General features: G+C 67.7%; 11 protein-coding genes. 9 read left to right on the top strand and 2 right to left on the bottom strand.

Going from position 1 to position 13768, the window contains the following annotated elements; genetic code table 11:
• Nucleotides 1-89 precede the first annotated feature (89 nt).
• Nucleotides 90-1499 carry a class II fumarate hydratase gene (locus D9R12_RS07090; protein WP_122229326.1) on the bottom strand — a complete coding sequence of 470 codons (1410 nt, stop codon included), beginning with the start codon at nt 1497-1499 and terminating at the stop codon, nt 90-92.
• 199 nt (nt 1500-1698) lie between these two features.
• Between D9R12_RS07090 and purB the strand changes: the two genes are divergently transcribed.
• The 9 genes from purB to pilH all read left to right on the top strand — a co-directional run bounded on the left by purB (nt 1699) and on the right by pilH (nt 12661).
• Nucleotides 1699-3066 carry an adenylosuccinate lyase gene (purB, locus tag D9R12_RS07085; RefSeq protein WP_122229324.1) on the top strand — a complete coding sequence of 456 codons (1368 nt, stop codon included), beginning with the start codon at nt 1699-1701 and terminating at the stop codon, nt 3064-3066.
• 137 nt (nt 3067-3203) lie between these two features.
• Complete coding sequence (locus D9R12_RS07080; protein ID WP_122229322.1) at nt 3204-4433, top strand: cupin domain-containing protein; 1230 nt, start codon at nt 3204-3206, stop codon at nt 4431-4433.
• The gene (locus D9R12_RS16040) at nt 4411-4857 is read left to right on the top strand and encodes a GNAT family N-acetyltransferase (RefSeq protein WP_014160420.1); all 447 of its coding nucleotides are present in this window, start codon (nt 4411-4413) and stop codon (nt 4855-4857) included. Before D9R12_RS07080 ends, D9R12_RS16040 begins: the two co-directional genes overlap by 23 nt.
• Before the next feature lie 4 nt (nt 4858-4861).
• Nucleotides 4862-5332, top strand: coding sequence for a DUF7931 domain-containing protein (locus D9R12_RS16035; protein ID WP_244919629.1), 471 nt, complete (start codon nt 4862-4864; stop codon nt 5330-5332).
• 195 nt (nt 5333-5527) lie between these two features.
• Nucleotides 5528-8356 (top strand): 2-oxoglutarate dehydrogenase E1 component, encoded by a 2829-nt coding sequence (locus D9R12_RS07070; RefSeq protein WP_122229320.1) that lies wholly within the window; start codon nt 5528-5530, stop codon nt 8354-8356.
• A gap of 49 nt (nt 8357-8405) precedes the next feature.
• Nucleotides 8406-9632, top strand: coding sequence for a dihydrolipoyllysine-residue succinyltransferase (sucB, locus tag D9R12_RS07065; RefSeq protein WP_122229318.1), 1227 nt, complete (start codon nt 8406-8408; stop codon nt 9630-9632).
• Between the two features lie 145 nt (nt 9633-9777).
• The gene (gene lpdA / locus D9R12_RS07060; RefSeq protein WP_122229316.1) at nt 9778-11217 is read left to right on the top strand and encodes a dihydrolipoyl dehydrogenase; all 1440 of its coding nucleotides are present in this window, start codon (nt 9778-9780) and stop codon (nt 11215-11217) included.
• A gap of 283 nt (nt 11218-11500) precedes the next feature.
• Nucleotides 11501-12094 (top strand): LOG family protein, encoded by a 594-nt coding sequence (locus D9R12_RS07055; protein WP_122229314.1) that lies wholly within the window; start codon nt 11501-11503, stop codon nt 12092-12094.
• Between the two features lie 174 nt (nt 12095-12268).
• Nucleotides 12269-12661: a twitching motility response regulator PilH gene (gene pilH / locus D9R12_RS07050; protein WP_014160414.1), complete on the top strand. Its 393-nt coding sequence runs from the start codon at nt 12269-12271 to the stop codon at nt 12659-12661.
• 208 nt (nt 12662-12869) lie between these two features.
• Here pilH and D9R12_RS07045 read toward each other — a convergent pair whose 3' ends face one another.
• Nucleotides 12870-13751: a DnaJ C-terminal domain-containing protein gene (locus tag D9R12_RS07045; protein ID WP_122229312.1), complete on the bottom strand. Its 882-nt coding sequence runs from the start codon at nt 13749-13751 to the stop codon at nt 12870-12872.
• Nucleotides 13752-13768: the final 17 nt, after the last annotated feature.

The raw sequence follows: 13768 nt of genomic DNA, 5'->3' as shown, positions 1-13768 counted from the left end.
CGCGGCAGTTCCGCCACGTAAGTCGTCATTGCCTCTGCCACCGGTCGACCGCGCGCGTCCGGCCCCGCGTCGCACGCTTAGGCGTTCGATCAACCCGGCTTGCCGAGGATGCCGCCCCTGGTCAGCGCGGCCGGGTCCAGCAGCGGCTTGAGTTCGGCCTGGCTCATGCCGGTGACCTCGATGGCCACCTCCAGCACCGGGCGATTCTCCCGGTAGGCCTGCTTGGCGATCGCCGCGCCCTTTTCATAGCCGATCACCGGATTGAGCGCGGTCACCAGGATCGGGTTGCGGTCCAGTGCGCGGCGCACGTTGTCCTGCCGCACGCTCAACCCGGCGATGGCCGAGTCGGCCAGCAGGCGCGAGACGTTGGCCAGCAGCTGCACCGATTCGAGCAGGTTGGCGGCGATCAGCGGCAGGGTCACGTTGAGCTGGAAGTTGCCGGTCTGGCCGGCGACGGTGATCGCGGTGTGGTGGCCGATGACCTGCGCGCAGACCATCACCGTGGCCTCGGGGATCACCGGATTGACCTTGCCCGGCATGATCGAGCTGCCCGGCTGCAGCGCCGGCAGCTCGATCTCGCCCAGGCCGGCCAGCGGCCCGGAATTCATCCAGCGCAGGTCGTTGGCGATCTTGATCAGGGCCACGGCCAGCGCGTTGAACTGGCCTGACAGCTCCACCGCATCGTCCTGCGCGGCCAGCCCCTCGAACTTGTTGTCGGCGCTTTCGAACCTGGTCCCGGTCATCTCGCTCAGCGCCTTGGCGACCTGCTTGCCGAAACGCGGATCGGCATTGATGCCGGTGCCGATCGCGGTGCCGCCCAGCGGCAGCCGGCGCAGGCGCTTGAGTGCGTCGGTGATGCGCGCCTGCGCCGATTCCAGTTGCGCGGCCCAGGCGCCGAATTCCTGAGCGAAGGTCAGCGGCATGGCGTCCATCAGGTGGGTGCGCCCGGTCTTGACAATCTTGCCCAGCGCCTTGCCGCGCGTCTGGATGGTCTTGCGCAGGTGCGCCAGCGCCGGCAGCAGGTCCTCGACCACCGCCAGCTGGGCCGACACGCGGATCGCGGTGGGCACCACGTCATTGGAACTCTGGCCCAGGTTGACGTGGTCGTTGGGATGCACGGCGAGCTTGCCCTGACCCTGCCCGGACATGCGCGCAGCCAGGTTGGCAATGACCTCGTTGGCATTCATGTTGGACGAGGTGCCCGAACCGGTCTGGTAGATGTCGATCGGGAAATGCGCGTCGTAGCCGCCCTCGGCCACTTCCAGGGCGGCCTTGCGCACCGCCTTGGCGGTGGCCTTGGGCAGCAGGCCCAGCTCGGCGTTGACCTCGGCGGCGGCCGCCTTGATCAGACCCAGCGCGCGGATGAAGCCGCGCGGCATCGGCCGGCCGGAAATGGGGAAGTTCTGCACCGCGCGCTGGGTCTGGGCACCCCACAGCGCCGCTTCGGGGACCTGCAGCTCGCCCATGCTGTCGTGTTCGAGTCGGACTTTTTGCGGCATCAGCGTGTTTCCTTGTGGACAAGGTTACGGCTGGCACGCGGTGGTCAGTCCGCAACGGCTGGCTTGAAGCGGCGCAGGATACGCCCCCGGCGCGTGAGCGGACGACAGCGGTAGACTGTGCGGCCTTGCCCGGCCCGCCTGGCTGCCCTCCCACGCGCCGCGCCCGCACCGGTTTCCCCCTCGTCAGTTGCCCTTCCAGATGACCCACGCCAGCCTGCTCGCCCTGTCCCCGCTCGACGGCCGCTACGCCGCCAAGGTGGACGCCCTGCGCCCGATCTTCTCCGAATACGGCCTGATCCGCGCCCGCATCAGGGTCGAGGTGGAATGGCTGCTGGCCCTGGCCGCCGAACCGGGCATCACCGAACTGGCCCCGTTCGCCCCGGCACAGATCCACAAGCTGCGCGCCCTGGCCGAGCAGTTCAGCGTCGAGCAGGCCGCGCGGGTCAAGCAGATCGAGCGCACCACCAACCACGACGTCAAGGCGGTGGAGTACTTCATCAAGGAGCAGCTCGCCGATGACCCGGCGCTGGGCCCGGCACTGGAATTTGTCCATTTCGCCTGCACCAGCGAGGACATCAACAACCTGTCCTACGGCCTGATGCTCAGCCAGGCCCGGCGCGAGGTGCTGCTGCCCAGCCTGGAAGGCATCGCCGCCAGCCTGCGCGCCCTGGCCCACGCCCAGGCCGAGCAGCCGATGCTGGCCCGCACCCACGGCCAGACCGCCTCGCCGACCACCCTGGGCAAGGAAATGGCCAACGTCGTGGCGCGCCTGGAGCGCCAGATCAGGCAGATCGCCGCGGTCGAACTGACCGCCAAGATCAACGGCGCGGTCGGCAACTACAACGCCCATGTGGTGAGCTACCCGCAGGTGGACTGGCCGGCCTTCGCGCAGCGCTTCGTCGAGGGCCTGGGGCTGGTGTTCAACCCGTACACCACCCAGATCGAGCCGCACGACAGCCTGGCCGAGCTGGGCGATGCCAGCCGCCGCGCCAACACGATCCTGATCGACCTGGCCCGCGATATCTGGGGCTACATCTCGCTGGGCTACTTCAGGCAGCGGTTGAAGGAAGGCGAAGTCGGCTCCTCGACCATGCCGCACAAGGTCAACCCGATCGACTTCGAGAACGCCGAGGGCAACTTCGGGGTGGCCAATGCCTTGTTCGAGCACTTCAGCGCCAAGCTGCCGATCAGCCGCTGGCAGCGCGACCTGACCGACTCGACCGTGCTGCGCGGCCTGGGCACCGCCTTCGGCCATACCCTGGTGGCACTGGATTCGCTGGCCAAGGGCCTGGGCAAACTCACCGTGGCACCCGAGCGCCTGGACGCCGACCTGGACGCGGCCTGGGAAGTCCTGGCCGAAGCGGTGCAGACGGTGATGCGCCGTCACGGCCTGCCCAATCCCTACGAACAGCTCAAGGCGCTGACCCGCGGCCAGGGCATCACCGCCGAATCGATGCGCGGCTTCATCGAATCGCTGGAGCTGCCGGCCGAAGACAAGCAGCGCCTGCGCGAACTGACCCCGGGCCGTTACACCGGGCTGGCGGCGAAGCTGGCGCGGGAAATCTGACCCGTAGGAGCGGACCGCAGGGCCGCGAGGGGCTTTGCCGGTAAAGCCCCTCGCGCCCCTGCGGTGCGCTCCTACAACAGCCGACCGCCACCTCTGGTACAGCCGATGCGTCTCTCCCACCTCTGCCGCCCACGTCGATGACCAAAAAAACCGCCAAGTCCCCCACCCTGCCGCCGATCGAAGTCGACGCGTCCAGGCGGCCGCCGCTGGGCATGCCGCCACAGCTGTTCCTGCGCCGTTACTGGCAGAAGCGCCCGTTGCTGGTCCGCAACGCCTTCCCCGGCCTGGTCTCGCCGATCGAGCCGGACGAGCTGGCCGGACTGGCCTGCGAGGAAGCCGCGCTCTCGCGGCTGATCACCCATGACCGCGCCAGCGACGGCTGGTCGCTGCGCAGCGGCCCGTTCGAGGAAGACCAGTTCCCGACCATGCCCGACCACGACTGGACCCTGCTGGTGCAGGACGTGGACAAGTGGGACCCGGACGTGGCCGCGTTGCTGGACGCCTTCGACTTCCTGCCGCGCTGGCGCATCGACGACATCATGGTCAGTTTCGCGGCGACCGGCGGCTCGGTCGGGGCGCACGTGGATCAGTACGACGTGTTCCTGCTGCAGGCCCACGGCCAGCGCCGCTGGCAGATCGACGCCTCGGACAATCCGCCGCTGGAGTTCCGTGACGATGTCGAGCTCAAGCTGCTGCGCCAGTTCACCCCGACCCATGACTGGGTGCTGGGTCCGGGCGACATGCTGTACCTGCCGCCGGGCGTGCCCCACCTGGGGGTGGCCCAGGACCCGTGCCTGACCTTCTCGGTGGGCATGCGCGCGCCCTCCTCGGCCGAACTGATTGCCGACTACCTGGACACCCTGGTGGCCGAGGCCGACGAGGCGATCCGCTATCGGGACCCCGACCTGGCCCCGCCGACCGATCCCAACGAGATCGACGCCACCGCCATGGGCCGGGTGGTCGAGGCACTCAATGCGCTGCGCATGAATGACCCGGACCGGCTGGGCGAGTGGTTCGGCCGCTTCATCACCACCTACCGCAGCGCCGGGCAGGCCGCAGCGCCAGCGCAGGCCCCGTCGCTGATCCAGCTGCAGTTCGCGCTGAGCCAGGGCGCCACGCTGCAGCGCCACCCGATGACCCGCATGGCCTGGCGCCGGGCCAGCAAGGGCGCGGTGCTGTTCGCCAGCGGCCAGGCGCTGCCGATGGCGGTGCGCGACGCGCGCGCCCTGGCGGCGGCCGAGCGGATCGACGCCGCGCTGTACCAGACCTTGGGCGAACAAGGCCGCGAGGCGGTCCTGGTTCTGATAACGTCCGGCCACTACGTGCTGCCCGAAGCCAATGCCGATGAGTACAACGACCACCGCTGAGTTCACCCTGCGCCCTGCCTCGTTCATCGCCGACCGCGAGGCCTTGCGGGCGGTGCGCGAGACGGTCTTCGTCACCGAGCAGCACGCGCCGATGGATACCGAATGGGATTCGATGGACCCGGTCGCCGAACACATCCTGGCGGTCAATGCCCACGGCGCGCCGATCGGCACCGCCCGGCTCACCCCGGACGGTCGCTTCAGCCGCCTGGCGGTGCTCAAGCCCTGGCGCGGCAAGGGTGTCGGCCAGGCGCTGCTGCTGGCCATGATCGACAAGGCCCGCAGTCACGGCTGGTCCGAACTGATCCTGTATGCGCAGGTGGCTGCCGAAGGCTTCTATACCCGGCACGGCTTCGTGGTCGAAGGCGAACCCTTCGACGACGTCGGCATCCAACACCAGTTCATGCGGCTCAAGCTCAAGGGCTGAGGCGGTGGAAGTCGAACACCAGGCCCAGGCCATCCAGACCGTGGCGGCCCTGGCCCAGGACACCCGCAGCCTGCTGTGCATCTACAGCCGCGAACTGGACCCCGGCCTGCTCGATGCGCCGGCCGTGCTCGATGCCCTGCGCGCCCTGGCCGTGCACCATCGTGGCGCACAGATCCGCATCCTGTTGCAGGACCCGCTGGTGCCGCAGCGCGCCGGCTCGGCCTTGCTGACCCTGGCCCAGCGCCTGCCCAGCAGCTTTGTCCTGCGCGCGGTCGATGAGCCGGTCGACCGCAGCTATGCCGGTGCGTTCGTCGCCAGCGATGGCGGCGGCTATTACTTCCGCCCGCTCGGCCATCGCTTCGAGGGCCAGGCCGAGCTGGCCGCACCGGGGCGCAGTCGCCAGCTGCGCGATGAATTTGGCCGCTTCTGGGAACGCGCCCGGCCCTGCACCGAACTGCGCGCCCTGGGGCTGTGAAAGCCGGCCACAGGCAATGTCCCGCATAGTGGGGCATTGCCTTGGTGCGTTCCGGCAATCCGGCACGCGTGACCGCCGGGGTTCAGGGCGAGGCCTATAATTTTCTGGTTTCGCGGCTCCAGCGCGCCCTGACCGGCCTGTTTCGCTGCCTCCGCGGGCTCTCCAACCCCACAAAAGACGCCGCAGGCAATCACCGTGGACAATCTTCTCAAGCAGTTTGCGCAGTCCTCCCCGCTCAACGGCGGCAGTGCCGCCTATGTCGAAGACCTGTACGAGCAGTACCTGGTCTCGCCCGACAGTGTGGACCCCAAGTGGAAAGCCTTCTTCGACGGCTTCAAGGGCCGCGAAGCCGGCGACGTGCCGCACTCGGTGGCCATCGAACACATCACCCAGGCCTCCAGGCAGGCCGCCAACGCTGCCAACGGCGCCGCGCCCTCGGACGAGCGTGAACGCCACGTCGGCCGCCTGATCACCGCCTACCGCTCGCGTGGCCACCTCGGCGCCAGGCTCGATCCGCTGGGCCTGAGCGAGCCGGTCAATCCACCGGACCTGGGCCTGGAATGGCACACCCTGTCCGAGCGCGACCTGGACAGCGAATTCAGCACCGGCGGGGTGGCCGGCCAGCCGCGCATGGTGCTGCGCGACCTGCTCGCGCGCCTGAAGGCGACCTACACCGGCTCGATCGGCGCCGAGTTCATGCACATCCCCGACCATGACCAGCGTCGCTGGATGTACGAGCGCCTGGAACAGGCCGGGGGCAACTACGGCCTGGACCCCGAGACCCGCAAGCGCACCCTGGAGCGCCTGACCGCCGCCGAAGGCCTGGAGCGCTACCTGCACACCAAGTATGTGGGCCAGAAGCGCTTCTCGCTGGAAGGTGGCGATTCGCTGATCCCGATGATGGACGTGATCCTGCGCCGCAGCGGCAGCGACGGCATGCGCGACATCGCCGTGGGCATGGCCCACCGCGGTCGCCTGAACGTGCTGGTCAACACCCTGGGCAAGAATCCGCGCAAGCTGTTCGACGAGTTCGAGGGCAAGTTCGAGCATGCCCACGACGACCGCGCCCACACCGGTGACGTGAAGTACCACATGGGGTTCTCGGCCGACATCTCCACCCCGGGCGGCCCGGTCCACGTGGCGCTGGCGTTCAACCCCTCGCACCTGGAAATCGTCGACCCGGTGGTCGCAGGCTCGGTGCGTTCGCGCCAGGAGCGCTACAACGACACCGAGCGCAGGCACGTGCTGCCGGTGTTGATCCATGGCGACGCGGCCTTCGCCGGCCAGGGCGTGGTGATGGAGCTGTTCCAGATGTCCCAGGCCCGTGGCTTTGCCATCGGCGGCACCGTGCACATCGTCATCAACAACCAGATCGGCTTCACCACCAGTGCGCGCGATGACGCCCGCTCGACCCTGTACTGTACCGACGTGGCCAAGATGGTGAGCGCCCCGGTGCTGCACGTGAATGGCGACGATCCCGAAGCGGTGGTGTTCGCGGCCAACCTGGCCTACGACTACCGCCAGACCTTCAGGCGGGACGTGGTCATCGACCTGGTCTGCTACCGCCGCTGGGGCCACAACGAGGCCGACGAGCCGGCCGCGACCCAGCCGGTGATGTACCAGGTGATCCGCAAGCACAAGACCACCCGCGAGCTGTACGCGGCGCAGCTGGAACAGGCCGGCGTGATCGGCCAGGGCGAGGCCAAGGCCATGGTCGATGCCTATCGCGACAAGCTGGACTCGGGCGAGTACACCACCGAGCTGGCCAAGCCCGAGCGCGACCCGCTGGCCATCGACTGGTCCAAGTACCTGTCGGGCAAGCTGACCGATCCGGTGGACACCACGGTCAAGCTGCCCAAGCTCAGGCAGCTGGCCAAGACCATCAACACGATTCCCGAGGGCGTGACCCTGCACGCCCGCGTGGCCAAGATCTACGAAGATCGCGCCAAGATGACCGAGGGCGACCTGCCCGGCGACTGGGGCTTCGCCGAGAACCTGGCCTACGCCACCATCCTGGCCGAAGGCCACACCCTGCGCCTGGTGGGCCAGGATGCCGGTCGCGGCACCTTCTTCCATCGCCACGCGATCCTGCACGACCAGAAGACCGACAGCTATTACCTGCCGCTGCGCCAGCTGGTCGATGATCCGCAGGATGCCACCGTGATCGACTCGCTGCTGAGCGAGGAGGCGGTGATGGGCTTCGAATACGGCTACTCCACCACCGATCCCAATGCGCTGTGCATCTGGGAAGCGCAGTTCGGCGACTTCGCCAACGGCGCCCAGGTGGTGATCGACCAGTTCATCGCCGCCGGCGAGGCCAAGTGGGGCCGTATCACCGGTTTGGCGCTGTTCCTGCCGCACGGCTACGAAGGCCAGGGCCCCGAGCACAGCTCGGCCCGGCTGGAGCGCTTCCTGCAGCTGTGCGCACTGGAGAACATGCTGGTCTGCGTGCCGACCACCCCGGCCCAGTGCTTCCACATGATCCGCCGGCAGATGCGCATGACCACGCGCAAGCCGCTGATCGTGATGACACCCAAGTCGCTGCTGCGCCACAAGCTGGCCGTCTCCAGCCTGGAGGAAATGGCCGAAGGCCAGTTCCAGCACCTGATCCCGGACCCCAAGGCCGATCCGAAGAAGGTCAAGCGCGTGGTGGCATGCGCGGGCAAGGTCTATTACGACCTGCTGGAAGACGCCAACAAGCGCGAGCAGGACGACGTGGCGATCCTGCGCATCGAGCAGCTGTATCCGTTCCCGCGCGAGCTGCTGGCCGCGCAGATGAAGCAATACGGCAACGCCACCGACCTGGTCTGGTGCCAGGAAGAGCCGCAGAACCAGGGCGCCTGGTACCAGATCAAGCATCACCTGCAGGCCTGCCTGGGCAGCAAGCAGGCGCTGCATTACGCCGGTCGCCCACGTTCGCCCTCGCCGGCGGCCGGGCACATGGCCGAGCACGTGGCCGAGCAGCAGAAGCTGGTCGCCGATGCGCTGGTCAACGATTTCGGCAACGACGTCGTCGCTGAATAGAACACCGCAATCCAATCCCTACCGACGAGACATCTAGGACGCTCCCCGCATGGCAACCGAAGTCAAAGTTCCGGCACTTCCCGAATCCGTTTCCGACGCCACCATCGCCAGCTGGCACAAGAAGGCCGGTGATGCGGTCAGGCGCGACGAGAACCTGGTGGACCTGGAGACCGACAAGGTCGTCCTGGAAGTGCCCTCGCCCGTCGATGGCGTGCTCAAGGAGATCAAGTTCCAGGAGGGCGACACGGTCACCTCCTCGCAGGTCCTGGCCGTGATCGAGGAAGGCGCCGCCGCCGAGGCCGCCCCGGCCAAGCCGGCCGAGGAGGAGGTCAAGCCTGCCGCCAAGGAAGAGAAGAAGGAAGCTCCCAAGGCTGCCGAGGCACCGAAGGCCGCCAAGGCCGAAGCACCCAAGGCCGCCGGCGACACCGCCTCGCTGCCGCCGGGCGCGCGGTTTTCCGCACTCACCGAAGGCGTGGATCCGGCCCAGGTGGAAGGCACCGGCCGGCGCGGCGCGGTGACCAAGGAAGACATCGTCAACTTCGCCCGGTCTGGCGGGGTGGGCAGGGCCGCAGGCGCCCGTCCGGAAGAGCGCGTGCCGATGACCCGGGTGCGCAAGACCATCGCCAGGCGTCTGATGGAGTCGAAGAACTCGACCGCCATGCTGACCACCTTCAACGAGGTCAACCTGAGCAAGGTTTCGGCCGCGCGCAAGGAGCTGCAGGACGAGTTCCAGAAGGCCCATGGCATCAAGCTGGGTTTCATGAGCTTCTTCGTCAAGGCCGCGGCCAACGCGCTGCAGCGCTTCCCCCTGGTCAACGCCTCGATCGACGGCGAGGACATCATCTACCACGGCTACAGCGACATCTCGATCGCCGTGTCCACCGACAAGGGCCTGGTCACGCCGGTCCTGCGCAACGTCGAGCGCCAGTCCTTCGCCGAGGTCGAGCAGGGCATCGCCGACTACGCGGCCAAGGCCCGGGCCGGCAAGCTGGGCCTGGACGACCTGCAGGGTGGCACCTTCACCATCACCAACGGCGGCACCTTCGGCTCGCTGCTGTCCACCCCGATCATCAACCCGCCGCAGAGCGCCATCCTGGGCATGCACGCCATCAAGGAACGCCCGATCGCCGAGAACGGCCAGGTCGTGATCGCGCCGATGATGTACCTGGCGCTGTCCTACGACCACCGCATCATCGATGGCAAGGATTCGGTGCAGTTCCTGGTGGACATCAAGAACCAGCTGGAAAACCCGGGTCGGATGCTGTTCGGCCTGTGATTCCACTGCCGGGACTCGGGACCGGGGACCCGGGACCCGGCGATGCAGATCAAGCAGGACTCGGGACACGCAGGTGATGCTTTGCGGGTCCCGCGTCCCGGGTCCCGACTCCCGACTCCCGCAAAAAGCACAGGACTCCTGCAACATGTCAGAACAAAACTACGACGTCGTCGTCATCGGGGCCGGCCCGGCCGGCTATCACGCGGCCATCCGCGCCGCGCAACTGGGCATGAAGGTGGCCTGCATCGACGCAGCGCTGGGCAAGGACGGCAAGCCGGCCCTGGGCGGCACCTGCCTGCGCGTGGGTTGCATCCCGTCCAAGGCGCTGCTCGATTCCTCGCGCCAGTTCTGGAACATGGGCCACCTGTTCGACGAACACGGCATCAGCTTCAAGGACGCCAGGATGGACGTGGCGACCATGGTCGGCCGCAAGGACAAGATCGTGAAGCAGTTCACCGGCGGCATCGCGATGCTGTTCAAGGCCAACAAGATCACCGCCTACCACGGCTTTGGCCAGCTGCAGCCGGGCAACATCGTCAAGGTCAGGCAGCACGACGGGACGGAAGTGGAGCTCAAGGGCACCAACGTGATCATCGCCGCCGGTTCGGAGTCGATCGAACTGCCGTTCGCCAGGTTCGACGGCGAGACCATCGTCGACAATGTCGGCGCGCTGGACTTCCTCGAGGTGCCCAAGCGCCTGGCGGTGATCGGTGCCGGGGTGATCGGCCTGGAGCTGGGCAGTGTGTGGAAGCGCCTGGGCAGCGAGGTCACCATCCTCGAGGCGCTGCCGGATTTCCTGGCCGCCGCCGACGCCGAGGTCGCCAAAACCGCGCTGAAGGAACTCACCAAGCAGGGCCTGGACATCAAGCTCGGCGCCAAGGTCAGCGCGACCGAAGTCGCCGGCAAGGGCAAGAAGAAGGAGGTCGTGGTCAGCTACACCGACGCGGCCGGCGAGCAGACCCTGACTGTGGACAAGCTGCTGGTGGCGGTGGGCCGCAGGGCCGCGACCAAGGACGTGCTGGCCGAAGGCACCGGCGTCAAGCTGACCGAGCGCGGCCAGATCGAGGTCGACGCACACTGCCACACCGGCGTGGATGGCGTGTGGGCCGTCGGCGACTGCGTACGCGGGCCGATGCTGGCGCACAAGGGCTTCGAGGAAGGCATCGCGGTGGCCGAGCTGATCGCCGGGCTGCCGGGCCACGTCAACCTGGACACCGTCCCCTGGGTGATCTACACCGAGCCGGAGATTGCCTGGGTCGGCAAGACCGAGCAGCAGCTCAAGGCCGAAGGCGTGCCGTACAAGACCGGCAGCTTTCCGTTTGCCGCCATCGGCCGGGCCGTGGCGATGGGCGAGCCGGCCGGCTTTGCCAAGGTGATCGCCCATGCCGAGACCGACCGCGTGCTGGGCCTGCACCTGGTGGGCGTGGGCGTGTCCGAGCTGGTCCACGAGGGCGTGCTGGCGATGGAGTTCAGCGGTTCGGCCGACGACCTGGCGCGCATCTGCCATGCCCACCCGACCCTGTCCGAAGCCATCCACGACGCCGCCATGGCGGTCAGCAAGCGGGCAATCCACAAGGCGAACTGAAGGCCGGGACTCGGGACTCGGGACTCGGGACTCGGGACTCGGGACTCGGGTTTCGGGTTTCGGGTTTCGGGTTTCGGGACCCGGGACCCGGGACCCGGGACCCGGAAGAGCCTGATCCGGTCGGGACTGGTTGAGCCCCGGTTTCTCGGTCCGGATGCAAATTGCTTCAAAAGGCCCTGACAGGAGAGCGAGGCCAAAGATCCTGCCTTGCGGGTCCCGGGTCCCGGGTCCCGAAACCAGTCCCGGGTCCCGAAACCCCAGTCCCCAGTCCCGGCTCCTGATCATGAAAAGCATCTGCGTCTACTGCGGCTCCAACCCCGGCTCCAAGCCGCTCTACGCCCAGCGCGCGGCCGAACTGGGCAGGCGCCTGGCCGCCGACGGCCTGCGCCTGGTCTATGGCGGCGGCAACGTCGGTCTGATGGGCACGGTGGCCAACGCGGTCCTGGAGGCCGGCGGCCAGGTCACCGGCGTCATTCCGCAACAGCTGGCCGACTGGGAAGTCGCCCATCGCGGCCTGACCCGGCTGGAGGTCGTCGGTTCCATGCACGAGCGCAAGGCGCGCATGTTCGAACTGGCCGATGGCTTTGTCACCCTGCCCGGCGGCTTTGGCACCATGGAGGAGATCTTCGAGATGCTCACCTGGCGCCAGCTGGGCATCGGCAACAAGCCGTGCGCGTTCCTGGACATGGACCGCTTCTACGCACCGCTGATCGGCATGATCGATCGCATGGTCGAAGAAGGTTTCCTGCACCCGGACCAGCGCGCCGACCTGTGGTACGGCGAGGACATCGACGCGATGCTGGGCTGGATGCAGGCCTATACGCCGGCGCAGGCCTCGAAGTGGATCGACGAGAAACGCGCCAGCGTGGTTCGATGAGGACCGTCGATACCCGCAAGTGTGATGGTCTTCATGCTTTCAGAGCGGCCGCGTGGCCGCGTGGGAGCGCCGACGGACGAGCGGAACATCGGCACCGCCGACCGGTCACCGGCGTATTACCTTGTCCATGAACAGCCTCTACAATCGGCGCGGGGACAATCAGGGGGTTATCGCATGGCACGGATTTTGATCGTCGACGATTCACCGTCGCAGTTGCTGGGCATCCAGCGCATCGTGGAAAAGCTGGGGCACGCCTCGATCACGGCCGAGGACGGCGCGCAGGGTGTTGAAGTGGCCAAGCGCGAGTTGCCGGACATGGTCCTGATGGATGTGGTCATGCCCAATCTCAACGGCTTCCAGGCCACCCGCCAGCTCAGCCGCGAAGCGACCACCAGCCACATTCCGGTGATCCTGGTCACGACCAAGGACCAGGATACCGATCGCATGTGGGGCATGCGCCAGGGCGCCAAGGCCTATCTGACCAAGCCGTTTTCCGAGGACGAACTGTCAGAAGTGATCGAACGCATCCTCAGCGCCAGCAGCGAGCCGCCATTGCCGGCCGCCTGAGCTGCCGGGCGCCCGTAGGAGCAACTGTCTGCTCGACGCGTTCGGAGCCCCCTCTCCCCCGCGAGCGGGGGAGAGGGGGCAAATCCCCGCGATGCGGCCCGGCCGCGATGGGCTTTCCCGTAGGCCTTTATCCCCTTTTCGGGACATGGCCGCGATGGGGCGCTACACAGACGCCTGGTCGGGATCCGGTCTTTCTGCACCGGCCGGTTCAGGCTTGGGACGCGAACGCCTTGGCCAGCTTCTCGTAGGCCTTGCGCTGGGCCTCGGTCTCCGGGCGCGGCGCGGTGATCTCCAGCTCCACGATCTGGTCGCCCGGCTGCGCGCCTGGCAGGCCGCGACCGCGCAGGCGCAGCTTGCGACCGGCTTCCGAACCGGCCGGCACCTTCAATTCCACCGGCCCGCCCAAGGTCGGCACGCTGACCGTGGCGCCGAGCGCGGCCTGCCACGGTGTGACCTGCAATACGTGGATCACGTTGCTGCCATCCACCTCGAACTGCGGGTCGGCGGCGTATTCCACCTCCAGCAGCAGGTTGCCACCGCCACTGCCCTGTCCGGCCAGCCGGATCGCCTGGCCGGGCCTGATGCCCTTGGGCACGCGCACGTCCAGCTGTCTGCCGTTGACGGTCACCCTGATGGTGCTGCCCTCGTAGACCGCGCGCAGCGGCACCGACAGCCGGGCGCGGGTCTCTCCGCGCGGCGCCTGACCGCCAAAGCCCGGACCGCCGCCGCGGGCGCGCTGGCCGAACAGGTTCTCGAAGAAATCACTGAAGCCGGCACCGCCGCCGCCGGTGCTGCCGAATACCTCCTCGAAATCGAAGCCCTGACCGGGACGGCCGCCGAAATCCTGTGGCTGGTATTCCTGCCCAGGCCGGTAGCCGCGCGCGCGCAGCTGGTCGTAGGCCGCGCGTTTTTCCGGATCGCGCAACGCTTCGTAGGCCTCGTTGACGGCCTTGAACCTGTCCTCGGCATCGGCTTCCTTGCTGACATCGGGGTGGTACTTGCGCGCCAGGCGGCGGTAGGCGCTCTTGATCTCCGCTTCGCCGGCCGTGGGTTCAACGCCCAGCGTCTGGTAGTAATCCTTGAATTCCATCGCACCTCCAGCAAGAA

The organism is Pseudoxanthomonas spadix, assembly GCF_003703395.1.
Lineage (GTDB): Bacteria > Pseudomonadota > Gammaproteobacteria > Xanthomonadales > Xanthomonadaceae > Pseudoxanthomonas_A > Pseudoxanthomonas_A spadix.
The sequence above is the reverse complement of the archived record's forward strand: the minus strand, read 5'-3'. Positions and strand labels throughout refer to the sequence as shown.

What these genes read in the sequence shown, in the direction of transcription:
- sucB (WP_122229318.1), top strand. Translation starts at nt 8,406, where the DNA reads ATGGCAACCGAAGTCAAAGTTCCGGCACTTCCCGAATCCGTTTCCGAC.
- D9R12_RS07090 (WP_122229326.1), bottom strand. Translation starts at nt 1,499, where the DNA reads ATGCCGCAAAAAGTCCGACTCGAACACGACAGCATGGGCGAGCTGCAG.
- lpdA (WP_122229316.1), top strand. Translation starts at nt 9,778, where the DNA reads ATGTCAGAACAAAACTACGACGTCGTCGTCATCGGGGCCGGCCCGGCC.
- pilH (WP_014160414.1), top strand. Translation starts at nt 12,269, where the DNA reads ATGGCACGGATTTTGATCGTCGACGATTCACCGTCGCAGTTGCTGGGC.
- D9R12_RS07045 (WP_122229312.1), bottom strand. Translation starts at nt 13,751, where the DNA reads ATGGAATTCAAGGATTACTACCAGACGCTGGGCGTTGAACCCACGGCC.
- D9R12_RS07055 (WP_122229314.1), top strand. Translation starts at nt 11,501, where the DNA reads ATGAAAAGCATCTGCGTCTACTGCGGCTCCAACCCCGGCTCCAAGCCG.
- D9R12_RS07080 (WP_122229322.1), top strand. Translation starts at nt 3,204, where the DNA reads ATGACCAAAAAAACCGCCAAGTCCCCCACCCTGCCGCCGATCGAAGTC.
- purB (WP_122229324.1), top strand. Translation starts at nt 1,699, where the DNA reads ATGACCCACGCCAGCCTGCTCGCCCTGTCCCCGCTCGACGGCCGCTAC.
- D9R12_RS16040 (WP_014160420.1), top strand. Translation starts at nt 4,411, where the DNA reads ATGAGTACAACGACCACCGCTGAGTTCACCCTGCGCCCTGCCTCGTTC.